This window comes from Vibrio scophthalmi, from assembly GCF_040869025.1.
GTDB classification, from domain to species: domain Bacteria; phylum Pseudomonadota; class Gammaproteobacteria; order Enterobacterales; family Vibrionaceae; genus Vibrio; species Vibrio scophthalmi.
Map to the genome: position 1 here is coordinate 1,478,138 of NZ_CP134271.1, position 25,451 is coordinate 1,503,588.

General features: G+C 46.7%; 19 protein-coding genes. 9 read left to right on the forward strand and 10 right to left on the reverse strand.

The annotated features are described in order from the left end of the window. Positions 1-76 precede the first annotated feature (76 nt). The 5 genes from add to glnA all read right to left on the reverse strand — a co-directional run bounded on the left by add (position 77) and on the right by glnA (position 8,119). Positions 77-1,081, reverse strand: a complete 1,005-nt coding sequence (gene add / locus RJD38_RS06750; protein ID WP_065545880.1) for an adenosine deaminase — start codon at positions 1,079-1,081, stop codon at positions 77-79. A 98-nt stretch (positions 1,082-1,179) separates the two neighbouring features. Next, on the reverse strand, positions 1,180-3,714 hold the full coding sequence (locus RJD38_RS06755; RefSeq protein ID WP_065545879.1) for an EAL domain-containing protein: 2,535 nt from the start codon (positions 3,712-3,714) through the stop codon (positions 1,180-1,182). Between the two features lie 165 nt (positions 3,715-3,879). Further along, positions 3,880-5,283 carry a nitrogen regulation protein NR(I) gene (gene glnG / locus RJD38_RS06760; RefSeq protein ID WP_005596877.1) on the reverse strand — a complete coding sequence of 468 codons (1,404 nt, stop codon included), beginning with the start codon at positions 5,281-5,283 and terminating at the stop codon, positions 3,880-3,882. Between the two features lie 39 nt (positions 5,284-5,322). Beyond that, on the reverse strand, positions 5,323-6,372 hold the full coding sequence (gene glnL, locus RJD38_RS06765) for a nitrogen regulation protein NR(II) (protein ID WP_005596878.1): 1,050 nt from the start codon (positions 6,370-6,372) through the stop codon (positions 5,323-5,325). 337 nt (positions 6,373-6,709) lie between these two features. Beyond that, a complete protein-coding gene (gene glnA, locus RJD38_RS06770; RefSeq protein ID WP_005596880.1) occupies positions 6,710-8,119 on the reverse strand; it encodes a glutamate--ammonia ligase in 1,410 nt (469 codons plus the stop codon). A gap of 573 nt (positions 8,120-8,692) precedes the next feature. Here glnA and typA point away from each other — a divergent pair. Both typA and RJD38_RS06780 read left to right on the forward strand, forming a co-directional pair. Next, positions 8,693-10,525: a translational GTPase TypA gene (gene typA, locus RJD38_RS06775; RefSeq protein ID WP_005596882.1), complete on the forward strand. Its 1,833-nt coding sequence runs from the start codon at positions 8,693-8,695 to the stop codon at positions 10,523-10,525. Between the two features lie 135 nt (positions 10,526-10,660). Then, positions 10,661-11,200: an AAA family ATPase gene (locus RJD38_RS06780; RefSeq protein WP_065545878.1), complete on the forward strand. Its 540-nt coding sequence runs from the start codon at positions 10,661-10,663 to the stop codon at positions 11,198-11,200. Positions 11,201-11,203: 3 nt separating this feature from the next. Here the strand turns inward: RJD38_RS06780 and RJD38_RS06785 are convergent, their stop codons facing one another. Then, entirely contained in the window at positions 11,204-11,845 is a 642-nt protein-coding gene (locus RJD38_RS06785) for a DUF2959 domain-containing protein (protein WP_065429628.1), read from the reverse strand. Positions 11,846-11,931: 86 nt separating this feature from the next. Here RJD38_RS06785 and RJD38_RS06790 point away from each other — a divergent pair, with 86 nt between their 5' ends. From RJD38_RS06790 to RJD38_RS06800, 3 genes are all read left to right on the forward strand, one after another. Further along, positions 11,932-12,843, forward strand: coding sequence for a virulence factor BrkB family protein (locus tag RJD38_RS06790; protein ID WP_005596887.1), 912 nt, complete (start codon positions 11,932-11,934; stop codon positions 12,841-12,843). Then, on the forward strand, positions 12,815-13,249 hold the full coding sequence (gene dtd, locus RJD38_RS06795) for a D-aminoacyl-tRNA deacylase (protein ID WP_065545877.1): 435 nt from the start codon (positions 12,815-12,817) through the stop codon (positions 13,247-13,249). The genes RJD38_RS06790 and dtd overlap by 29 nt, the downstream gene beginning before the upstream one ends. 109 nt (positions 13,250-13,358) lie before the next feature. Continuing rightward, a complete protein-coding gene (locus tag RJD38_RS06800; protein WP_005596890.1) occupies positions 13,359-14,288 on the forward strand; it encodes a bifunctional GNAT family N-acetyltransferase/hotdog fold thioesterase in 930 nt (309 codons plus the stop codon). On the opposite strand, the gene RJD38_RS06805 is transcribed toward RJD38_RS06800, so the two are convergent. From RJD38_RS06805 to hslR, 4 genes are all read right to left on the reverse strand, one after another. Beyond that, positions 14,252-16,171, reverse strand: coding sequence for an AsmA family protein (locus RJD38_RS06805; RefSeq protein WP_065545876.1), 1,920 nt, complete (start codon positions 16,169-16,171; stop codon positions 14,252-14,254). The genes RJD38_RS06800 and RJD38_RS06805 overlap by 37 nt on opposite strands. Positions 16,172-16,282: 111 nt before the next feature. Further along, on the reverse strand, positions 16,283-17,911 hold the full coding sequence (gene pckA / locus RJD38_RS06810; RefSeq protein WP_065429631.1) for a phosphoenolpyruvate carboxykinase (ATP): 1,629 nt from the start codon (positions 17,909-17,911) through the stop codon (positions 16,283-16,285). Between the two features lie 336 nt (positions 17,912-18,247). Beyond that, complete coding sequence (hslO, locus tag RJD38_RS06815; RefSeq protein WP_156785352.1) at positions 18,248-19,123, reverse strand: Hsp33 family molecular chaperone HslO; 876 nt, start codon at positions 19,121-19,123, stop codon at positions 18,248-18,250. Positions 19,124-19,152: 29 nt separating this feature from the next. Then, positions 19,153-19,539 (reverse strand): ribosome-associated heat shock protein Hsp15, encoded by a 387-nt coding sequence (hslR, locus tag RJD38_RS06820; protein ID WP_005596898.1) that lies wholly within the window; start codon positions 19,537-19,539, stop codon positions 19,153-19,155. Between the two features lie 234 nt (positions 19,540-19,773). Here hslR and gspC point away from each other — a divergent pair, with 234 nt between their 5' ends. The 4 genes from gspC to gspF are packed head-to-tail and all read left to right on the forward strand — an operon-like array spanning position 19,774 to position 25,429. Next, on the forward strand, positions 19,774-20,652 hold the full coding sequence (gene gspC, locus RJD38_RS06825) for a type II secretion system protein GspC (protein WP_005596900.1): 879 nt from the start codon (positions 19,774-19,776) through the stop codon (positions 20,650-20,652). Positions 20,653-20,688: 36 nt separating this feature from the next. Next, positions 20,689-22,710: a type II secretion system secretin GspD gene (gspD, locus tag RJD38_RS06830; RefSeq protein WP_065545874.1), complete on the forward strand. Its 2,022-nt coding sequence runs from the start codon at positions 20,689-20,691 to the stop codon at positions 22,708-22,710. Beyond that, the gene (gene gspE / locus RJD38_RS06835) at positions 22,707-24,200 is read left to right on the forward strand and encodes a type II secretion system ATPase GspE (protein WP_005596903.1); all 1,494 of its coding nucleotides are present in this window, start codon (positions 22,707-22,709) and stop codon (positions 24,198-24,200) included. The genes gspD and gspE overlap by 4 nt, the downstream gene beginning before the upstream one ends. Further along, positions 24,200-25,429, forward strand: coding sequence for a type II secretion system inner membrane protein GspF (gene gspF, locus RJD38_RS06840; protein ID WP_367971410.1), 1,230 nt, complete (start codon positions 24,200-24,202; stop codon positions 25,427-25,429). The genes gspE and gspF overlap by 1 nt, the downstream gene beginning before the upstream one ends. Positions 25,430-25,451 lie beyond the last annotated feature (22 nt).

A 25,451-nucleotide genomic window follows, 5' to 3' on the forward strand; every position in this document is an offset into this window, starting at 1 on the left:
TTCTCAATTCTCAATTTGTGCAGATATAAAAAAACCGACCCTAAGGCCGGCTTTGAAGTTCAATTTATGTCATCGCTTAAACGCGTTTGGCTGCCATATCGCGCAGTGCTTGTTTCTCTGCATCAGACAAGAATGCCAACTCTAAACCGTTGATCTGTGCTTGACGAATTTGCGCTTGAGATAGGCCTGCTTGCGGTGCAGCCACTTCATATTCGTACGGCAGCTCGATGCCTTCTACAGCTGGGTCGTCGGTGTTTAGACACGCTAAAACGCCATGTTCAAGGAACTGTTTGATTGGGTGATGAGCCAGTGATTCAACCGTGCTGGTTTGGAAGTTCGAAGTTAAGCAAGATTCAATACCAATGCGGTTAGCCGCTAGGTAATCCATTAATTTTGGATCGTGAATCGCTTTTACGCCATGACCAATACGCGTTGCGCCAAGCTCACGAATGGCTTGCCACATACTTTCTGCGCCAGCGGCTTCACCAGCATGAACGGTGACATTAAGACCGGCATTTTTAACTTGAGTAAAGTGGCTAATAAAACGATCGCCAGGTTGGCCAAGTTCATCACCGGCAAGATCGACAGCAACGATATGATCTTTCTGCGAAAGAATGGCATCAAGCTCTTGTTGGCAAGCGTCTGTACCGAACGTACGGCTCATGATGCCAATCAGGTTAGCCTTAACACCAAAATCACGCACACCCGCTTGTACGCCATCGACAACCGCTTCAACAACGCCAGCCACTGGCAAGTTATGTTTCATTGCCATGTAGTAAGGAGAAAAGCGTAGCTCGGCATAATCGATTTGTGCATTGAGAGCATCTTCTACGTTTTCGTAGGCGACACGTCGACAGGCTTCTAGATCACCGAGAACCGCTACGCCCCAATCCAATTTAGATAAGAAAGCGACAAGCGAAGGTTCCGCCTCAACGATTTGTACATGGGGTGTTAAGCCTGCAATATCATACGCAGGCAACGCTACACCAAACTTCTGACCCAGTTCGAGAATGGTTTGAGTGCGGATGTTGCCATCTAAGTGGCGATGCAAATCAGTGAGCGGCAAATTCTTAGTTATCATTATACTTATCTCAATGGTGTAAATTGAGCTAAGTATAAGAATCAAATTGATCAGTGTCAGCCCAGAAAGCGCTAAAACTCATCTGATTTTGATGAGTTTTACTTCATGTTAACTAAATCTGTTGGCCACTCATCATACGGAAGGGGTCTGCTGTAGAGGAATCCTTGTCCTTGAGGGCAGTGCAGTTGTTTAAGTAGCTCCGCTTGTTCGATGGTTTCTATGCCTTCGGCAACTAATTCCACTTTCATGCCACGCATCATGTTGATGATGGCGGCAACAATCGAGTTGTCTAACTGCTCTTGATTCAGTTTGTTGACGAAGACTCTATCGATTTTCAGACAGTCAAAAGGCAGTTTGTGTAAGTAAGCTAAAGAGCTATAGCCAGTGCCAAAATCATCAATGGCAATATGGATGCCGAGATCGCGAATCGCCTGCATATTTTCAATGGTCATGGGATCATTATCGACCAAGCGCGACTCGGTGATTTCCAGCGTTAAGTTATTCGCCGCAAGACCAGATGAAGTGAGAATCTGTTTGAGCATCGCGATCAAATCATGTTGAGAGAGTTGATTTACCGAAAGGTTTACATGTAGATGGAAGTTCTCATCCCATTTACTCTCCTTAATGCCTCTTACGGTGTCGTTACATGCTTGAGTTAAAATCTGTTTACCAATCGCACTAATAAAGCCGCTTTCTTCTGCTATGGGAATAAAGTCGAGTGGTGAAATGAGCCCTTCAGTAGGCGATATCCAACGAGCAAGTGCTTCTGCACCAATTATTTTTCCAGTATTCAGGTCAACAATCGGTTGGTAGAAAGGAACAAATTCATCTTGTTCCAAAGCCTCTTTCATTTTTGCGTGCATCTGCGTTCGCTTGCGTGAAATATCTGCCATTTCAGGCTTGTAGTGGCTGAACATGGTTTGGTCTTGTTTAGCATTACTCAGAGCGATACTGCCATTACGCAACCAGAGTGTCATATTATCGGATTTAACCGCCGTTACGATGCCAAGTGAAACTTGAATTAAGACACTCTCTTTTTCGATGGTATAGGGCGCTGAAAAAATTTGTTGAATACGACTGATTGCCTGAGAGATCGCTTCTTGTGATTGGGGCTCAGTAAGATAAAGAGCAAATTCATCACCGCCAATGCGAGCAATCAGTACATGGTCATCAAAAGCCGATTTTAGGCGTTCGGCAATAATCACCAGCAACTGATCTCCGCGAATATGCCCCATGCTGTCATTAATTTCGCGGAATTTATTAATGCCAATAAGCAACAAACAGCCATTCATTGGGCCAATCTTATCGCAAGTGTCGACTAAGCCTTCGCGGCTGTAGAGTTTGGTCAGTGAGTCATACAGCAGTTGTGATTGGATTTTATGAAACGAAATTTTGAGGTTATCTGTCATTTCATTAAAGGCTTGCACCAGCATCGTGGTTTCATACACATGACCAGCCTTAGGCAATTCGCTATCCCAATCGCCAGTGGAAAGCTGTTTGGCTGCTGTGGCGGTAGAAGTAATCGGGGTCACGACACGGTTAAAGGTGATAAGACCCAGAATAATCCCTAATGTGCTAATGATAAGGGCGATGATCCAGCTATGTTGTTGTGCTTCAGGCATTGTTCCGAGCAAGGCATGTTCTGAGATCGCGACGCCGATGTACCACTTCAAGCCATATTGGTCATGGTAAGGGGTAATGTATTTAAAGTAGCGTTCACCTAATACATTGTTGGTCAGGTAGTTGGCCTCAGTAGGTAAAGTGCGGTGACTTACATAATGCGCGGTGGCTTTGATAACCGGGTTATTACTTTCTTGTGCCAAAAGACGTTGGCCTTGCTGGCTCAGTTCGGTTCCCCAAGAGACAATACTACCTTCTTCAGAATGCGCCACAAGGCGCTGCTGTTCATCAAAGAGGTAGATGATCGCCGCGGTTTTTTGTTGTTGGTTGCGCAGAAAGACATTAAACGTTTCTAGTTTGATGTCACTAACGACCACACCTTGAAAGGCTTGCTGATACCACACAGGACTGATCGCGGAGAGGGTGATCTCTTGGCGTTCATCGGCATTTGTATAGATGGATGACCAGTGCGTACGACGGTTGTTAGCAACCGCAGTGTACCAAGGGCGCTCTCGTGGATCATAATCGGCGATCACTGAGCGAATGTTGTTGCTTGGTTGATGGTCTTTAAAAATGATCAGTGTGTTGTCGGTACGGTGATCTTGCAGCATCAATGAATAGTGCTCGGCATCTTCTTTGCGCAGGCCGACATACTCACCCCCTTCGCCGCCAAAGCCAATATTATCCAGTTGCGGAATATCAGAGTAGAGTGCTTGGAAGTTTGCAAACATGACGTTTTGCATCGCTGACAGATCATCACTGCTGTAAAGTTGATTCGATTCAATGGTGTGGCGTAACGCAACACTGGCTTGGAATGGGCGGTTTAAGAATGAATCTAGCTCTAGTCTTACGTTATCGCTGAGTGTATTGAGCTGTGAGCGGCTGATATCAGACACCATCTCTTCATAGCTGTTATTTTGTACTGCAGTGATGACGCCAATAGTAAAGAGAAATATCAATACAAAAGGCAGTATAACAGCGGTTTTAAGTGAGATTTGGGTGGTCGCCGGCATGGGATTAAATATTCAGGTATACCATTCTGTAATGATATATTCTTTACTGTATATGAGCGAGGTGTTTAATTGAGAACAGTGATGTATGGCGGTACAAGCAAAAACAAAAACATCTTTTTCAGTTAGAGAGTTATTGTTTTTGCTTGTTGATGGCTCAAAGCATGGCTAATACAGCTCTTTGAGTTTTCGGGTCAGAGTATTTCGGCCCCAACCTAACACCTTTGCGGCATCTTGTTTGTGGCCATTGGTATGGTCCAATGCCGCTTCTAGCAGAATACGTTCAAATTCTGGCAGGGCGTAACTGAGCAATTCTGAATCGCCGTTCGCCAGTGCTTCTTTCGCCCAATCAGACAACTGCTGCTGCCAGTTATCACTCGCGCTGTTGGCTAAGGCTGGTTTCACTTCCATTAATTCGGCCGGTAGATCGTTGGGCAGAACTTCACTGCCACTGGCCATCACCGTAAGCCAACGACAGATATTCTCCAGTTGACGCACGTTACCCGGCCAATCGAGTTTGGATAACGTTTCAACGGTCGTTGGGTGTAAGGTTTTAACGTCGACACTGAGCTCTTCTGACGCTAGTTGCAGAAAGTGTAGGGTGAGTTTTTCGATGTCTTGGCGTCGCTCTCTTAGCGATGGGATTTGAATGCGAATAACATTGAGGCGGTGAAAAAGATCTTCACGAAAATCGCCTTGTTGCACCAATTTTTCGAGGTTTTGGTGAGTTGCAGCGACGATACGAACATCGACCTTGATTGGCGAAATTCCACCAACACGGTAGAACTGACCATCGGCTAATACGCGTAACAAACGGGTTTGGATATCCAGAGGCATATCACCAATTTCATCTAAGAACAGTGTGCCACCATTGGCTTGTTCAAAGCGTCCTTGGCGCACGCTATTTGCGCCGGTAAACGCGCCTTTTTCATGGCCAAACAGTTCCGATTCAATCAAGTCCTTGGGAATTGCCGCCATGTTAAGGGCAATGAACGGGCTTTTAGCACGTGGACTATGGCGATGCAGAGCGTGGGCAACCAACTCTTTACCAGTGCCAGATTCGCCATTAATTAACACCGAAATAGAAGAGCGAGAGAGACGACCAATCGCGCGAAACACCTCTTGCATTGCGGGTGCTTCACCAATAATTTCTGGAGTAGGTTGAAGCTGATTATCCGCTTTCGCTTGTTGTTGGCGTTGTTCTTGATTATGGGCAATAGCACGCTCAACCAAGGTGAGAGTTTCATCCACATCGAACGGTTTTGGTAGGTATTCAAACGCACCTTGTTGGTAAGCATTGACCGCAGCATCGAGATCGGAGTGCGCCGTCATGATGATCACAGGTAAATCCGGTGAACGTTCATTGACTTGATTCAACAGTTCAATGCCACTGATTCCGGGCATACGAATATCGGAAATGAGCACATCAGGGGTTTCCCGCTCCAGTGCTAGCAACACGCTTTCCGCATCGGCGAAGGTTTCACATTTTATATTGGCCGATGAGAGCGTTTTTTCCATCACCCAGCGAATGGAACTATCGTCATCTACAACCCAAACGTATCCTTTGCTCATATTTTTTGTTCCTCACGGCAGTGCGTGTCACGTTATGTATTATGTAATTGGCAGATAAATGGTAAAGCATGTACGACCTGGCCAGCTTTCCACGTCAATTTTGCCTTTATGTTGGTCGATCAAATTTTGTGAAATCGAGAGGCCTAAACCTGTCCCCCCTTCTCGGCCACTAACCATTGGATAAAATAGGGTGTCTTGTAGATCGGCAGGAATGCCGGGACCGTTATCAATCACCTCAATACTGGCGGCTAATTTGTAGCGTTGACCATGGATATTGGCTTGATGCACTGTTCTGGTGCGAATGGTGATCTGGCCGAGCTCTTGTTTACTGAGGATCTGTCCGGCATTGCTGACAATGTTGAGTAATGCCTGCTCGATTTGTTCCACATCCATCATAATGTCAGGCAGGCTGGGATCGTAGTCGCGCTCAATCACAATTTGGCTGCCGACATCCAATGCCACCAATTGACGTACCTTTTCTAAAATCAGATGCAGGTTTTCGGCTTTTTTAACCCCAGGCCGCTGTGGGCCAAGCAGGCGATCAACCAGAGAACGTAGGCGATCGGCTTGCTCGATGATGATCTGGGTGTACTCTTTTAAACTTTGCTCGGGTAAGCACCTTTCGAGTAATTGCGCCGCACCGCGAAGTCCGCCGAGCGGGTTTTTTATTTCATGGGCCAATCCGCGCACCAATAATTTTGCCGCTTGTTGCTGGGCATGTTGGTTGATCTCTTGGGATAAACGGCGTTGCTGATCGATTTTGCGCATTTCGACCAAGAGTAATAACTGTTTTTGCCAGCTCACCGGACTCACCGTGACTTCGAGCATTAAAGGTTTGCCATCGACAATAAACGTTACATCGCTGTCGGTAATACTTTGGCCACTTTGCAGCGGTTGAGAGAGCAAGCTCAATTCGAGCGATGCGTGTTGGATGTGTTGCTGAAGTTCGGTATTGATCAGACGTTTGGCACTTTGTGAGAACAGTTGTTCGGCAGCCGGATTGGCATACTGAATACACAGTGACTCATCCATGATCAAAATCGCAGTGACTTGATGATTAAGTATTACCGTATCGAGATCGTGACTCACCTATATTCTCCATTCACATCATACTGGTCCATCAATGCACCAATGTGGTGCATGGTAAATCAAGTATGGCGTATTCCCTATTGAAGAGAAAGCGAAAGTGCCGTTTAGAGCGCTTTAAATCACGCTTTTTGCTGTTGAAGTTTCGCGCGTTAAAGGGGCACTGTAATAGTAAGAGATAATGCAATTTGCTTGCCGCTTTGGCGTATCTCGAGCTGTGATGGAAATGCAGTACAGTGACTTGAAGTTAGTGGATTGCTGCGATGGAGGATGAGTTTACATTAAGCGGGAAAAAACAAAGGCCCGCCATTAGGCGAGCCTTGGTATTGATGCAAACAAATTACACTGAGTAGTAAAGTTCAAACTCAAGTGGGTGTGTTGCCATGTTCACTTTCTCAACATCTTGCATTTTTAGCTTGATGTAAGAATCGATGAAGTCATCAGAGAATACGCCGCCAGAAGTCAGGAATTCACGATCTTCGTCTAGTGCTTTTAGAGCCACTTCTAGTGATTCTGCTACTTTTGGAATCTCAGCTGCTTCTTCTGCTGGTAGGTCGTACAAGTCTTTATCCATCGCTTCGCCTGGGTGGATCTTGTTCTTGATACCGTCAAGACCAGCCATTAGTAGACAAGCAAACGCTAGGTATGGGTTTGCTGCTGGATCTGGGAAGCGAGCTTCGATACGACGCGCTTTCGGGCTTGGTACCACTGGGATACGGATAGAAGCAGAACGGTTACGTGCAGAGTATGCAAGCATAACTGGTGCTTCATAGCCTGGGACTAGACGCTTGTATGAGTTCGTTGATGGGTTAGCAAATGCGTTGATTGCACGAGCGTGTTTGATGATACCACCGATGAAGTTCAGAGCCATCTCAGATAGGCCGCCGTACTTGTCACCAGCAAACAGGTTTTGACCATCTTTGTTTAGAGACATGTGAACGTGCATGCCGCTACCGTTGTCACCAACCAGTGGCTTAGGCATGAATGTCGCTGTCTTGCCAAATGCGTGTGCTACGTTGTGTACCACGTACTTGTAGATTTGGATCTCATCGGCTTTAGTTGTTAGCGTGTTGAAGCGAGTTGCGATTTCGTTTTGACCCGCAGTCGCTACTTCGTGGTGGTGAGCTTCAACAACAAGGCCCATCTCTTCCATGATTAGACACATTGCAGAACGGATGTCTTGTGAAGAGTCAACTGGTGCTACTGGGAAGTAACCGCCTTTAACGCCTGGACGGTGACCTTTGTTACCGCCTTCGAAATCTGAACCCGTGTTCCATGCTGCTTCCACGTCATCGATCTTAAAGAAAGAACCAGACATGTCATTTGAGTATTTAACATCGTCAAATAGGAAGAATTCTGGCTCTGGACCAACAAGAACTGTGTCAGCTAGACCCGTTGCACGCATGTAATCTTCAGCGCGTTTTGCGATAGAGCGAGGGTCACGGTCGTAACCTTGCATTGTTGCAGGTTCAAGGATGTCACAACGGATGTTTAGCGTTGCATCTTCTGTGAACGGGTCAAGAACAGCTGATGTTGCGTCAGGCATCATCACCATGTCTGATTCGTTAATGCCTTTCCAGCCAGCAACTGAAGAACCATCAAACATCTTACCGTCTTCAAAGAAGTCTGCATCGACTTGGTGAGAAGGGATAGAGATGTGTTGCTCTTTACCTTTTGTATCAGTAAAGCGTAGGTCAACAAACTTAACTTCGTTTTCTTGGATCAGCGATAGAACGTTTTCAACTGACATCTTGGATAACCTCCAGTGTTATTAAAGCGGTATTAGCTCGATTTGGGTAATCTAGCATTGATTAATCTTGAATAGAGTTAATTAATCGATGCTGATTTATACTAAGCCAAATTCGTGCCAAAAAAATTAATCCATTAATTTCAATGTATTATGTGATTCACCTTGTGTTTGCGCTATTTTGTTGCACCACTTTGGTTTGCGGTTGCACAGTATTGGTGCAATAAAAGTATGGTGCACAATAATGCAGCAAAAAAGGCGATTCCATTCAGCCGCCGTTTGCACAAGATGTCAACGATTTTACGATTAAACTGGAGAGCGATTTCCATTATTTCGTCAATAATTTCGCCCAAGACGCCGAGATTGTTGACTATGCTTAGGGTGTTGCGGCGAGTTGAGTAAAAAGTTAGCTGCTTAAAACGCCTAATATTGTCGAAAACCTCGGGGATGGATCACATATTTCTAGGTTTTTCGCTAAAATCTGGTACATTACGGACGTTTTTTTAATCAAATAAGTGATGCTTGGCTGAATTATATCCGCTGAGGGTCATTTCTTTTATAAGTGAATCATAATCCATGGCTACTACACAGATTGATAAATTGAGAAATATCGCGATCATCGCGCACGTTGACCACGGTAAAACAACACTGGTTGATAAACTGCTACAGCAATCAGGTACCTTGGAGTCTCGTGGCGAAGCTGAAGAGCGTGTCATGGACTCGAACGACATCGAAAAAGAACGTGGTATTACCATTCTTGCTAAGAACACAGCAATTAACTGGAACGACTACCGCATCAACATCGTAGATACTCCGGGACACGCGGACTTCGGTGGTGAAGTTGAGCGTATCATGTCAATGGTTGACTCTGTATTGCTTATCGTAGACGCAGTTGATGGCCCAATGCCTCAAACTCGTTTCGTAACGCAAAAAGCATTTGCTCACGGTCTTAAGCCAATCGTTGTAATCAACAAGATTGACCGTCCAGGCGCACGTCCTGAGTGGGTTATGGACCAAGTGTTCGACCTATTCGACAACCTAGGCGCAACTGACGAACAGCTAGACTTCCAAGTCGTTTACGCATCAGCACTAAACGGCTGGGCAACGCTTGAAGAAGGCGAAACTGGCGAGAACATGGAACCATTGTTCCAAGCAGTAGTTGATACTGTTGACGCGCCAAACGTTGACCTTGATGGTCCACTACAGATGCAAATCTCTCAGCTAGATTACAGCTCATACGTAGGTGTTATCGGTGTTGCTCGTGTTACTCGTGGTAGCGTTCGTGCAAACCAACAAGTCACTATCGTTGGTGCTGATGGCAGCAAACGTAACGGCAAAGTTGGCACAGTAATGGGCTACCTAGGTCTTAACCGTCACGAGATCGAGCAAGCGAACGCGGGCGACATCATCGCAATCACAGGCCTTGGTGAGCTGAAAATTTCAGACACTATCTGTGACCAAAACGCAGTTGAAGCAATGACTCCGCTATCTGTTGATGAACCAACAGTAACGATGACATTCCAAGTAAACACTTCTCCGTTCGCGGGTAAAGAAGGTAAGTTCGTAACGTCACGTAACATTCTTGAGCGTCTGCAAAAAGAACTAGTACACAACGTTGCACTACGTGTTGAAGAAACTGACAACCCAGACCGTTTCCGCGTATCAGGCCGTGGTGAGCTTCACCTATCTATCCTGATCGAAAACATGCGTCGTGAAGGTTTCGAGCTAGCAGTATCTCGTCCAGAAGTAATCATCAAGAAAGATGAGAACGGCGATCTGTCTGAACCATTTGAAGTGGTAACGATTGATGTTATGGAAGAGCATCAAGGCGGCATCATGGAGAAAATCGGTCTACGTAAAGGTGAGCTAACAGATATGGCTCCAGATGGTAAAGGCCGTGTTCGCATGGACTTTATGATGCCTTCACGTGGTCTAATCGGTTTCCAAACTGAATTCATGACGCTAACTTCAGGTTCTGGTCTTCTTTACCATACGTTTGATCACTACGGTCCACACAAAGGTGGCGTAATCGGTATGCGTAACAACGGCGTACTAATTTCAAACGCAACAGGTAAAGCACTGACTTACGCACTGTTCAACCTACAAGATCGTGGTCGTCTATTTACAGAGCACGCTGACGAAGTATACGAAGGTCAAGTTATCGGTATCCACAACCGCTCAAACGACCTGACTGTAAACTGTCTAAAAGGTAAGCAGCTAACCAACGTTCGTGCATCTGGTACAGATGAAGCGCAAGTTCTTTCTCCAGCAATCAAATACACGCTAGAGCAAGCTCTTGAGTTTATCGATGAAGATGAACTAGTAGAAGTAACACCTGAAAGCATTCGTATTCGTAAACGTCACCTGACTGAAAACGATCGTAAACGCGCAGGTCGTGCACCAAAATAATTAGTCGCTAGTCGATTAAATCAAAGGCTCTGATAATATCAGGGCCTTTTTTATAGCTGTCATATCGCAAGTGAAAGCACGCTTTGGCTCGCGACAGCAGCCAGATTAGTTTGGTCTTAAAATTCAGGAATTGAGATGTTACCGATCATTATTACCGGTGGCCCGGGTGCAGGGAAAACCAGCTTAATTAATGCCTTGGCAAGTAAAGGCTATGCGACTTTTGCAGAAGTTTCTCGCACGTTAATCGAGCAGCAAGCGCAATTAGAGAATGGCATCTTACCTTGGCATGACTTGCCCGGTTTTGCCGCGTTGTGTTTAGACAGCATGGGCGAGCAAAAGCAACAAGCAAGTTTGCAGGAAGTGGCGTTTTTGGATCGAGCTATTCCCGATATTTGTGGTTATTTAGCGCAAGCAGAGTTAGAGATTGATGCGCGTTATCGTCAGGCGAGTGCAGGCTATCATGCGCAGGTATTTTTCTGTCGTCCACACCAAGCGATCTATGTGCAAGATGAGGTACGCCCGTATCCATTTGATGGGGCATTAGCGATTCATGACTCACTAGTGGCGATATATCAGCAACTAGGTTATCAGGTAGTGGAAGTGCCTTGGGGGACGTTGGATGAGCGAGTGAGGTTCATCGAGAGCGCACTGGCACTCTCGATTGTCACTGAATAGCGCTTATTTCGCTTGTAGCTTATTGAGGAATTTATCGGATTCGGTGATCGCTTGGTTCATTTGTTTAATCGCTTGTTCAATTTCTTTTTCGAGACTGACAAACTCACCTTGCAAGGAACCAATCGCGCTGGCATTAAGGTTATGTTTTAAGAATAAGGTATTGTCGCGTAGGGCATTGAGAACCGGTGTCATACGCTGCTCAGCACGCTGCATCGCCTTAATCATAGTATTGTAAGATGTACGTGTCTCACGTAGCTTTTGTTCACTAGAGCGACGTAGAGAAGCATTGGTGTAGAGATCGAGTTCTTGTTCCCACTCGCTAAAGAGTGCAGATGAGACATCTTCAATCGCCGCAATTCGATCACTTACTTCTTGCGCGGCGTCTTCACTGGCTTCATATTTATCATTGATTTGATTGTAAACGGCCTCTAGCTCACCACCATCAAACTGGGTTAGGGCTGACAGTGCATCCAGTGCGCTGGTAAACTCTTGTTGTGCTTCTTGTTGTGAGAGCTTAGCGTCTTCGACGCGATCGACCATGATATCGCGTTTATGTACGCCGACTTGTTCCATCGCCGCATAATAGGTGGATTGGCATCCAGTCAAGGTCGTCAGTGCAACCAGCAAAGCAATCAGATAAGGCATCGTAGCGTCCCTTTAAGCGATTAATAATAAAATTGAGCAATAACAGAATTAGGATGAATCAGATGATAGGGAGATACAAGTTGAAAATGACCCCCTTCATTCAACAGTGTATTCAATTTGCGCGTTACCTCCTAGCGCGTATGTTGCACGATCGAATTAATGTCAATGCGGGCTATTTGGCCTACATTACCTTGCTTTCCATTGTGCCAATGCTGACAGTATTACTTTCTGTATTGTCTTCTTTCTCAATTTTCGCCGATGTTGGCAACACCATTCAGGATTTTGTTATTACCCATTTCGTTCCAACGGCGGGCGATGTGGTGAAAAACGCGTTACTGGAATTCATTAGCAATACCGGCAAGATGACCGCGGTCGGTGGTGCTTTCTTGTTTGTTGCCGCTGTGATGCTGATTTCGAATATCGATAATAACCTCAACTACATTTGGCGAGTGACCAAAAAGCGCCGCGTGGTGTTCTCTTTTTCAATGTACTGGATGTTCCTTACCTTGGGGCCGATTCTCGTTGGTGCGAGCATTGCGGTGAGCTCGTATGTCACCTCATTACGTGTCTTGGAAAGTCATGTTTTATCCAGCGCGTATGATGAGTTTTTACGCTGGCTACCACTAATTTTGTCCTTCCTTGCGTTTGTCAGTCTCTACATGGTGGTGCCGAACAAAAAAGTGAAACTTTCCCATGCCATGATAGGGGCACTTGTTGCGGCACTGTTGTTTGAACTGAGTAAAAAAGGCTTTGCTGCCTACATCACTCAGTTTCCATCCTATCAAGTGATTTATGGCGCATTGGCAGCGATTCCGATCCTGTTTATCTGGGTCTATTTGTGTTGGTTGATTGTATTAGTGGGGGCGGAAGTGACTGCCGCATTAGGCGAGCAGGAACAGTGGAGTGACGAGACAAGCGTGGTACACTCAAGCGGAAAATACCTAAGTAGTAAACCAGAAGGAAGTCAGAGTGATAGCTCTAATTCAACGAGTGAGTGAAGCAACGGTGCGTGTTGATGGCGACGTTGTGGGTGAAATTGAACATGGGTTATTAGTCTTGCTTGGCGTCGAGAAAGACGATGATGAAGCCAAAGCAAAGCGTTTGATGGAGCGTGTCACCACTTACCGCGTATTTGGCGATGAAGAAGGCAAGATGAACCTCAACGTTAAACAAGTGGAAGGTAAAGTGTTGGTGGTTTCTCAGTTTACTCTGCCAGCTGACACCAACAAAGGGACACGTGCGGGTTTCTCTCGTGGTGCCCATCCGGTTGATGCTGAACGCTTATATGATTACTTCGCCGATCAGTGTGCAACGGTTCTGCCAACGGAGCGTGGCCGCTTCGCTGCGGATATGAAAGTCTCTTTGGTCAATGATGGTCCAGTGACGTTTTGGCTGCAGGTCTAGCACGTTTGCTGCTGCGGTACACACCGTATTAATTTACCGCCATAAGCGCGACATAAGCACTTAATTGGCAGGCTCACCGGAGAGTGAGCGGCAATGAAAAAGGAATTTTATGTTTAAGCTGATTACGCCAAATACCGACAATCAACTTAAAAAGTATTACCACTTTCGCTGGCAAATGCTGCGTGAGCCTTGGCGTATGCCGGCAGGCTCAGAGCGCGATGAGTTTGATGCGATGAGTCATCATCGCATGATCGTTGATGGGCGAGGCCGCCCAATGGCGATTGGTCGCTTGTATGTGACGCCCGACCACGAAGGGCAGATCCGCTACATGGCGGTGAAAAGTAATCGCCGTAGCAAAGGCATGGGCTCACTATTGCTGGTGGCGCTTGAATCTCTTGCTCGCCAAGATGGCGTGAAGCGCTTGGTGTGTAATGCTCGGGAAGAGGCGATCGATTTTTATGAGCGCAATGGCTTTGAACGTCGCGGCGATCTCTCTGATGAACGCGGGCCGACACGCCATTTACAAATGGTAAAGCCACTTGATCCGATGGCTAATGTACTGCGCAAGCCAGAGTGGTGCACTGATCTGCAAGAACGCTGGGCACACCATATCCCGATCAGTGACAAAATGGGCATTAAGATAAACCAGTACACGGGTTATCAGTTTGAATGTAGCGCGCAACTCAATCCCAACCTTAATCCTCACAACACTCTCTTTGCTGGTTCGGCTTTTACGCTCGCAACCTTAACGGGTTGGGGTATGGCATGGTTACTCCTCAAAGAGCGCAGTCTGCATGGTGATATTGTTCTGGCAGACAGTCGAATTCGCTATCGTCACCCAGTCGAGCAAAATCCGGTTGCACAAACTTCATTAGATGGCATCAGTGGCGATTTAGACCGTTTAGCCAGTGGCCGCAAAGCGCGCATTGTCATTCATGTGACGATTTACAGCGGAAAAACGGCCGCCGTCGAGTTTATCGGTACGTACATGTTATTGCCGAATTACAAGTCGGTGCTCGATTCAAGATTAGATGTTTGAGTTGGCTCTGCCTGGCAAGTCTCTCGTAACTGATAAACCTTTGCGGCGATATCCCATTGCAATGTTTGACACTGGCTTTGACTGTGTAATAGCAGTGTTGCCAGCGACGGTTGAGTGAGGTCGATATTGCCAGCCACTTGTATTCCTTGCATTAGTGGTGGCGATTGTAGGGTGATTCTGCCGCGATCAGCATCGATTGAGAGGTTATCTAGCTCAAAGTTCTGTTCTAGTAAGCTTTGCTCACCATGTTCACCAACATTGAGATAGCCTTGGCGTAATGCCGCCGATACCGTGCCGCTCAACGAGTGTGCTAGCATCGAATAATCGCCCGCAAGGCCCGAAAGTTCCATGTGCACCTCGGCAAGCGCGCGGATGTTAATCGGTAATTGATGGGTTTCTATTTGGCTATCTAACGGTAAGCCATCCATGGTGGCATTAAGCTGCCATGGTGCACTGAGTTCGGCTCTATTCCATACCCCTTCCGCTTCAATATAGCCTTGGTCCAGAGGCACAAATAGACGCGTTAGATGCCATTTGTTCTGCTCAGCATTCATTTCAATCGTTGCTTGGGTAGTGAGGTGCTTGTCGATACTGGCACTGTTGGCGCTGGCACTAAGCTCACCTTGCCATAAGCCCAGTTCCCCATGCTGCTTAACCACTAAATCGCTACCATCGATGTTGAGACCTGAAATCTGCCAAAATGGTTTTTGATTGAGCTGGATAATTTGGAGGTTATTGATATCGAGCTTATCAATCGCCAGGTTTTGCACTGATTGGCTCCAATGCCATGCGTTAGCGAGATCGTACTGGGCCTCTTCTAACCATTTAACCCCAGATAACGACAGTTGCTTAAGGTGCACTGACTCAGGAGTAAACACGCCCTGTAACTGCAAGCGGCCTTGGTGCCAGTCACTATCTAATTCCGCCACTTTGATTTGGTTTGGGGTGAAATAGAACGTTGCACTTGGCTCGACCCATTGCTGATTCTGATAGTTAACCGAGTCAGCATCAAAAGAAAGATAGCCGTTGTCTTGTTGCCAAAGCGACTGATTTGGCGTGATGTTTTCGGCCGACAGATCGAGGTTTACTACGCGCACGCCTTGATAGGTGAGGTTGCTCTTCAAGACATCAAGGCTATTGATATCGCGTATCCAACCGGTTTTATCCAATTGCTGTAACCAGCTATCAATGGGCTGCTTATCATCAAGATTAAGCTTGTCGATAGTGACATTGATCAGCGACCAGCCTTGCGGGTATTGTTCTGCTTGGCCGGAAATCTGCGCACCATTCCAGTTGAAGGAAGCGCCATACACCGTGCTATTTTCGGCTTGGTAACGGGCATCGATCAGGAGATTATCGAGAGCATGACCTGCGACATAAAGCTGATCGGCAGAAAACTGCATATCACCATAAGGCAGCACTTGCTGCTCATCTTGCCAAGTTGGCTGATCGATCTGCAGATTGACACCGCGTGCTGACCAATCTTCCGCGACTAACTCACTCTGTTTAAAGGCGAGCTGAGCGATTTCAAATTGGCGTAGCGTCGCCCAAGCGGGTTGAGAGAGGTTGAGGTTGGCCTGCTCAATCACGATCGCATCAAAGCGCCATGTTTGCTCGGTTGGTAACGACGGGTGCAACCACAATGCCACTTTAGGTAAATAGAGCGGTGCTTCTTCCCCAATGGTAAGACCGTGTAAAGTGAGCTGCAATGGTGGGGTAAATTCGGCTTGTTCAACCTGCATGGGTTGGGTTGAAAACTGCGCTAAGGCTTGATTGACGACCTGCGTTGCATAGTGGCTGCGCATCACGGCATAGAAAATGGCGATGGAAAGAGAAATAAGCAGCAGCACAGCAAGCAATAGGTAGCTAAGTCGTTTTTTCACAAGGCCCAATCCATAATGAGGGTGAGTTATGATTCTGTCGGCAAACTAGGCGCTCTGCAACAAAAAAGCCCCTCATTGAGGGGCTAATAGCGGATATTTAAGCAAACGTCACTAATCTAGCTGTGGGCCAGCGGCGACGAGTGCTTTACCTTCTGCATTATCGGTGTATTTATCAAAGTTGTTGATAAAGCGCTGGGCAAGATCGTGTGCTTTGCTTTCCCATTGTAGCGGGTCAACATAGGTATCACGCGGATCAAGGATCGCTGGATCAACACCTGGCAGAGATGTCGGAACTTCAAGGTTGAAGATTGGAATATGAGTGGTTTTCGCATTTTCAATCGAACCATCCAAAATCGCATCAATGATGCCACGCGTATCTTGAATAGAAATACGTTTACCAGAACCATTCCAACCGGTGTTCACTAGGTAGGCTTCTGCGCCCGCCGCTTCCATACGTTTTACTAGCACTTCTGCATACTTGGTTGGGTGAAGCGTAAGGAACGCAGCGCCAAAACAAGCTGAGAACGTTGGTGTTGGCTCTGTAATGCCACGCTCAGTACCTGCTAGCTTGGCAGTAAAGCCAGATAGGAAGTGGTACTTAGTTTGCTCTGGTGTCAATTTAGACACTGGCGGTAGCACCCCAAATGCATCAGCAGATAGGAAGATCACCTTATTGGCATGGCCACCTTTTGATACTGGTTTAACGATGTTGTCGATATGATGAATCGGGTAAGAAACACGCGTGTTTTCGGTTTTTGAACCATCATCAAAATTGATTGAGCCATCGCCACGTACTGTAACGTTTTCCAGTAGCGCATCGCGACGAATTGCATTGTAGATATCAGGCTCTGCTTCTTTCGATAGTTTGATGGTTTTCGCGTAACAGCCGCCTTCAAAGTTGAACACGCCGTCATCATCCCAACCATGCTCATCATCACCAATCAGTGCACGCTTAGGATCTGTTGATAGAGTCGTTTTACCAGTACCTGATAGACCAAAGAATACTGCAACATCACCGTCTTCACCCATGTTGGCACTACAGTGCATTGAAGCGATATCTTTCAATGGCAGGAAGTAGTTCATCATGGCGAACATGCCTTTCTTCATTTCGCCGCCGTACCAAGTACCACCAATCAACTGAGTGCGCTCAGTTAGGTTAAATACGGTGAAGTTTTCAGAGTTAAGACCGTGCTCTTCCCATTTCTGGTTGGTGCACTTCGCGCCGTTCATTACCACAAAATCCGGTTCAAATGATGCCAACTCTTCTTCTGTTGGGCGCAAGAACATGTTTTTCACAAAGTGCGCTTGCCACGCTACTTCAGTGATAACACGAATGCTCAGACGGGTATCTGGGTTCGCACCACAGTAGCCATCAATCACAAATAAACGCTTACCTGACAGCTGGTTAGTTACCAATTGCTTCAGGTCATTCCAAACCGCTTGGTTGATTGGTTTGTTATCGTTTTTAACCGCGTCTGACGTCCACCACATATGTTCCTCTGTAGTGGCATCTTTAACGATATATTTATCTTTTGGGGAGCGACCGGTGAAAATACCAGTGTCGACAGCGACGGCGCCAAGTTCAGTGACTACTCCACGTTCGTAGCCTTCTAGATCAGCACGCGTTTCTTCTTCGAACAACATTTCGTAACTTGGGTTGCGTACAACCTCTTTTACGTCATGAAGCCCATGCTTGGTTAGATCAATTGTTGCAGCCTTTGTATGTTCCATAACGGTCATAGGTGCTCCTTGTGGGAAGTTTTTTGTAGGGATTTTGTAATAATGTTTTATTTTTGTCTGTTAACCATGCTAGCAACGAGGCTGGGATAAAACAGGGATGTAGCTCAAATATTAACCATGATTTTTACGTGGTTTTAGGTAACCCGTCACATATTGCTAGTGATATTTTATCGCGGAGGCAAAGGTTTGCGCTAGATCAAATGGATTAATAATATACAGAAATTAAGTACAGCGTACTGTTGTATAACCACCCGTTATTATTGGGTTTAGGTCACAAAAAAAGCCAGCGAGATGCTGGCTTGTGCGGGATTTTACGTGCTTGTTAAGTTGTGCAAATTAATGCACAGTTTTATCACCGCTCTGTGCGTTGATAAACAGTTCTTCTACTTCAGATTCATTAAATGAATATGTTGTACCGCAGTAATCACAATGTAAAGAAACCGATCCTTCCTCTGCCAAAATGTCATTAATTTCAGTACGATTGACGGTAATAATCGCCGCACCACTACGCTCACGTGAACAGCCACAGTGGAATACCACTGGTTGAGGTTCAAATAGGCGAACTTTATCTTGGTTGTAAAGGCGGTAAAGTAGCTCTTGCGCTTCTAGGCCAAATAGCTCTTCATCTTTTACTGTGTTGGTTAGCTGCTCTAGGTGTTCAAAGTCTTCTGCTGAACCGGTGCCATCTGGCATGATTTGAATCAACATACCAGCAGCATGTGCTTTACCGTTTAATTCGCCAGTACGAATCCACAAGCGAGTTTTAAGTTGTTCTGAGTTCGCAAAGTAGTTTTCAATCACTTGCGTTAGGTTTTCACCTTCTAGACCAACCACGCCTTGGTAGCGTTCGCCTTTTCTCGGCTCAATGGTGATCACTAGGTAACCTTTACCCATCATCTCATGCAGTGTGGCATTATCAGCAATGTCACCTTCCCAGCGCGCAACACCACGGATCTTTTGATCGTGATCGCCGTTGATAACCGCAAGAGATACCGGGCCGTCACCTTGTAGTTGAATGGTAATCGAACCTTCAAATTTCAACGTTGCGGTTAAAAGTGTGGTTGATACCAGTAGCTCACCCAGCAGTTTTTGCAGTGCAACCGGGTATTCCTTGCTTGCGATAATTTGTTGGTATGCTTCATCCAGTTGCACCATTTCGCCACGTACTGATAGATCTTCAAATAGGTAGCGATTTAAAACGTTGTTTGTGATTACAGTATCAGTCATTAGGACAGTCCGGCTTATTGATGTTTAAACTTAATGATATCGCGGCGCTGCTTTTTATCAGGGCGGCGTTCAGGGCTAGGATTATGAGCGTTCAGTTTACGCTGGCGTGCATATTCTTCACGTTTTGCTATGCTTTCCGTCGTCTCAGAGTAAAGAGTTTGAGCTTCTGGCGCACCACGACGTTGGCCAGAGATCTTTTCGATAATGATCGTTTTTTCTTCGTTGGCTTGACGTAAAGTGAGCACCGCACCAAGTTCTACATTCTTACTTGGTTTGCTGCGTTGTCCATTATAGTGAACTTTGCCACCATCGACCATATCTCGTGCGATGGAACGCGTTTTGTAAAAGCGCGCAGCCCAAAGCCATTTATCCAATCTTACCGTGTCTATTGGGGAACCCATTGCACTCTTTACCCTCTAACTAGGTTAACTATCGCCCTAACAATGGTGATGTTGTGCGCACTTTTCAAGGTAAGGTTAGAAAATAGACTTTAAAGGGGTGGCGACGGAACATTTTTATATAGAGCCATAATATAGTTTGTTAGAATTAACAGTCGTGGGTTATATACATCTTTTTATTCATGTTTATATCGCTACAGAGTGTCGATATGGATCAATCATCATCAAGGAAATTCAGTGAAGCCGTTCAGCTTTCGTTCTCCCTCTTTGCAAAAGCTCGTAGCCAATCAAGCGGTGATTAGCGCTTGGGTTACCGTCATTCTTTTGCTCTCGGCGGCTTGGGTTGCCGGGAAATTGATCTGGTTTCCGTATCAACAAGTGGATGTCGTCACGTGGCAGCCATCCAGTCGCAATATGCCTGCTGGTAGTCAGCAAGCTCGCCTTGATTTATCAACATTACAAAACAGCCATTTGTTTGGTCGCTATCAAGCCGATGTCGTCGCTCCTGTTGCCAAGCCTAAACTAGAAGATGCGCCGAAGAGCCGTTTGAATGTGGTCTTGGTGGGTGTCGTGACCAGTAGTGATGCGGGAAAAAGCTTGGCGGTCGTCGCCAAGGGTGGCAAGCAAGCCACTTATGGTATTAACGAAGTGATTGTGGGGACACAAGCGAAGGTTGTGCAAGTACAAGCCGATCGCATTATTGTTGATAACTCTGGCCGTAATGAAACCGTGATGCTCGAAGGAATTAAGTACTCCAAGCCGGTGCAACGCGCGGCGCAATCATCCCCTGCCTTAAGCGCCAATACCAAAGATAAGCTGGAACAAATTCGCGCCGAAATCACCAAAGATCCAAAACAAATTTTCCAGTACGTTCGCATGTCGCAAATGAAGCAGGATGGCGAGGTTGTGGGCTATCGTTTAAGTGCCGGTAAAAGCCGCGAGTTGTTTGACTCGGTGGGATTAAAAAATGGCGATGTTGCCACCCACTTAAATGGACAAGATTTACGTAATGCCGCAGCGATGGGTGAAATATTCAGCCGTCTGTCGGAGTTAACCGAATTGAATTTAACGGTAGAGCGTAATGGTCAGCCATACGATATCTACATTGAATTATAAAACGCGCAGAAAAAATTATCCTTTGAGGAGTATCAAGTGAAGCATTGGCTTAAGAAAAGCGCATGGCTATTAGCCGCAACCTTAGTGGTTTCTCCAGTAGCGATGGCCAGCGAATACAGCGCCAGCTTTAAGGGCACCGACATTCAAGAGTTTATTAATATTGTTGGTCGAAACTTAGAAAAAACCATCATTGTTGATCCGTCTGTGCGTGGAAAAATTGATGTCCGTAGCTATGACACCTTGAGCGAAGAGCAGTACTACAGCTTCTTCCTCAATGTATTAGAAGTGTATGGCTACGCTGTGATCGAGATGGATAACGGCATCCTTAAAGTGATTAAGTCGAAAGATGCTAAAACATCGGCGATCCCAGTGGTGGGTGATGGCGACGTGAAAGGCGATGAAGTGGTCACTCGCGTGGTCACGGTGCGTAACGTTTCGGTGCGTGAGCTTTCTCCGCTGCTACGCCAACTGAATGATAATGCCGGTGCGGGTAACGTTGTTCACTATGATCCGGCCAATATTATCTTGATCACTGGCCGTGCCGCGGTAGTGAACCGTTTAGCCGATATCATCAAGCGCGTTGACCAAGCGGGTGACAAAGAAATTGAAGTGGTGGATCTGAAAAATGCTTCTGCCGCTGAAATGGTGCGCATTGTTGATGCATTGAATAAGAGCAGTGACAGTAAAAACACCCCAGGATTTTTACAACCTAAGCTGGTGGCCGATGACCGCACTAACTCAGTACTGATTTCTGGTGACCCACAGGTGCGTAAGCGTCTGCGTAAATTGATCCAACAACTTGATGTTGAAATGGCCAGCCGTGGCAACAACCAAGTGGTTTACCTTAAATACGCCAAAGCGGAAGACTTGGTCGATGTGCTGAAAGGCGTCTCGGACAATCTGCAAGCGGAACAGTCGTCTGGCGGTAAAGGGGCGAAATCCAATTCTGACCAAGTGATGATCGCCGCGCACGTATCCACCAACGCATTGGTGATCACTGCGCCACCATCCATCATGACCGCGCTGCAAAACGTGATTGCTCAGCTTGATATTCGTCGTGCGCAAGTATTGATTGAAGCCTTGATTGTCGAGATGGCCGAAGGTGACGGCATCAATCTTGGCGTGCAGTGGGGCTCGTTAGAAAGTGGTGCAGTGATCCAATACGGCAATACGGGTGCGCAACTTGGCCAAGTGATGGTTGGTGTTGAAGAAGCCAAAGATCAGACTAGCACGGAATACTACACCGATAAAAACGGCGATCGAGTTCCGTACAGTGTGACTGAATCTGGCGACTACAGCACCTTAGCTTCCGCTCTTGCGGGCGTAAACGGCGCGGCGGTGAGCATCATGATGGGTGACTGGACTGCGCTACTAACCGCAGTATCGACTGACTCGAACTCTAATATTCTTTCATCGCCAAGTATTACTGTGATGGATAATGGCGAAGCCTCATTCATCGTTGGTGAAGAAGTACCGGTATTAACCGGCTCTACCGCAGGTTCTAATAACGATAACCCTTTCCAAACCGTTGATCGTAAAGAAGTCGGCATCAAACTGAAAGTGGTGCCACAAATCAACGAAGGTAATTCAGTGCAACTGAATATTGAGCAAGAAGTCTCCAACGTACTTGGTGCTAATGGCGCGGTGGACGTGCGTTTTGCTAAGCGTCAGTTAAACACCTCAGTGATTGTTGAAGATGGTCAGATGATTGTCTTAGGCGGTTTGATTGATGAGCGTGCGATGGAAAGCGAATCGAAAGTGCCGCTATTGGGTGATATCCCTGTGCTTGGCCACTTGTTCAAATCAACCAGCACTCAGGTTGAGAAAAAGAACCTAATGGTATTTATCAAACCAACCATCATTCGTGATGGTGTGACCGCCGATGGTATTACTCAACGTAAGTACAATTTCATTCGTGCTGAGCAGTTGTTCAAATCAGAACAGGGTTTGAAGTTGATGGATGACAGCCACATTCCGGTATTGCCTGAATTTGGTCACGAACGTCAGCACCCGGCTGAGATTCAAGCCTTTATTGATCAAATGGAAAGCGTGCAATGATGGAGTTAGATGCGGTGCATCTGCATCGCCGCTTACCGTTTGGTTTTGCCAAACGTTTTAACTTGGTGCTAGAACAAGAGCCAGCGGGTTTGACGTTATTTTACGTTGAGCCGTTGTCGATTGAAGCGCTGTTAGAAGTAAAGCGCACCACCTCGGTGAACTTTATTTTGCAGGCGGTGAGCAAAGAAATTTTTGAGAAAAAGCTAACCACGGCCTATCAACGCGATTCTTCGGAAGCGCGTCAGTTGATGGAAGATATTGGCGCCGATAGCGATGACTTTTTCTCGTTGGCAGAAGATCTGCCGCACGATGAAGATTTGTTAGAGTCAGAAGACGATGCGCCGATCATCAAACTGATCAATGCCATGTTGGGTGAAGCGATCAAAGAAGGCGCCTCGGATATCCATATCGAAACGTTCGAGAAGAGCTTATCGATTCGTTTCCGCGTTGATGGCGTGTTACGTGATGTGTTGTCACCAAGCCGCAAGTTGGCACCGTTATTGGTGTCTCGCGTGAAGGTTATGGCGAAGCTCGATATTGCAGAGAAACGTGTCCCGCAAGATGGCCGTATTTCACTGCGTATTGGTGGCCGAGCGGTTGATGTGCGTGTTTCGACGATGCCGTCTTCACATGGTGAGCGTGTGGTAATGCGTTTGCTGGATAAAAATGCCACACGTCTTGATTTGCACAGCCTTGGGATGGAAGCGAAAACGCATCAACAGTTCCAAGCGATGATTGCTCGACCACACGGCATTATTTTGGTGACGGGCCCAACCGGTTCGGGTAAGTCGACCACCTTGTACGCAGGCTTGCAAGAGATCAATAGTAACGAGCGTAACATTCTTACCGTTGAAGACCCGATTGAATTTGATATCGATGGCATTGGCCAAACGCAAGTGAACCCTAAGGTGGACATGACGTTTGCCCGTGGCCTACGTGCGATTTTGCGTCAAGACCCAGATGTGGTGATGGTGGGTGAAATTCGTGACTTAGAAACAGCGCAAATTGCCGTGCAAGCCTCGTTGACTGGCCACTTAGTGATGTCGACGCTGCACACCAATACCGCGGTAGGTGCGATTACGCGCCTGCGTGATATGGGCATCGAACCGTTTTTGATTTCCTCTTCACTATTGGGCGTCCTCGCGCAACGTTTGGTACGCACATTGTGCCCAAGTTGCAAACAAAGCTACCAAGCGGATACCGCGCAAAAAGCGCTGTTCGATCTGAATGAAGATGCCTCTTTAACGCTGTACAAACCAGCCGGTTGTGAAAAGTGTAACCACAAGGGTTACCGCGGCCGAACCGGTATTTATGAGTTATTGATGGTTAACGAACAAGTTCAAGAGCTGATCCATAACGAAGCGGGTGAGCAGGCGATGGAAAAAGTGGTTCGTCAGCACACGCCTTCGATTCGTAGTGACGGCCTAGCAAGAGTTCGCCAAGGCGTAACATCACTTGAAGAAGTGATGCGAGTAACCAAGGAAGGCTAATGGCGGCGTTCGAATACAAAGCACTCAATGCGAAAGGCAAATCACAAAAAGGGGTGATGGAAGGCGACAATGCCCGCCAAGTCCGTTCACGCCTTAAAGAGCAAGGCTTAGTGCCGATTGATGTGGTGGCGACGCGCGCGACGCAGCAAGCCAACACGCCAGAAACCGAAGCTCTCACCTTTAAGCGCGGGATCAGCACGCCAGATTTGGCGTTGATTACTCGTCAGCTGTCTACGTTAGTGCAATCGGGTATGCCGCTCGAAGAGTGTTTGCGTGCGGTGTCTGAGCAAGCGGAAAAACCGCGTATTCGTACCATGTTAATGGCGGTACGAGCTAAAGTGGTTGAAGGACACACCTTGGCAGACGGCTTGGGGGATTACCCTCATGTCTTTGATGAACTGTTTCGTTCGATGGTCGCCGCGGGTGAAAAATCGGGCCACCTTGATGGTGTGCTTGAGCGCCTTGCCGACTACGCAGAGAATCGCCAGAAGATGCGCAGCAAACTACAACAAGCGTTGATCTATCCAGTTGTGCTGGTGGTGTTTGCGATTGCGATTGTCGCGTTCTTGTTGGCTTCGGTGGTGCCTAAAATTGTTGGCCAATTTGTCCAGATGGGCCAAGAACTGCCTCTTTCTACCCGCATTTTGATTAGCGCCAGTGAGTTTGTGCAGCATTGGTGGATCACCATTGCGATAGCCCTTATTGCGTTGGCTTATTTGGTGCGTTACGCCTTATCGAAGCCTTCCATTCGTTTGAGTTGGGATCGCAAAGTGATCGCGATGCCAGTGATCGGTAAGATTGCTCGCGGCCTCAATACCGCCCGTTTCGCGCGTACGTTGTCGATCTGTACCTCGAGTGCCATTCCTATTCTGGATGGCATGAAAGTCGCGGTTGACGTGATGTCGAATCAATACGTCAAACAACAAGTGTTGCTTGCATCGGATCGGGTACGTGAAGGCGCTAGCCTGCGAAAATCGTTGGATCAAACCAAACTGTTTCCTCCGATGATGCTGCATATGATTGCCTCGGGTGAGCAAAGTGGTGAATTAGAGAGTATGTTGACTCGCGCGGCAGATAACCAAGATGCCAACTTTGAGTCGATGGTGAATATTTCGTTGGGGATCTTTACCCCATTAATGATTGCTGTATTGGCGGGATTGGTGCTGTTTATTGTAATGGCCACTATGATGCCTATTTTAGAAATGAATAACTTAATGAGCGGCAAATAACGCTGACCAGAAAGAGACTTCT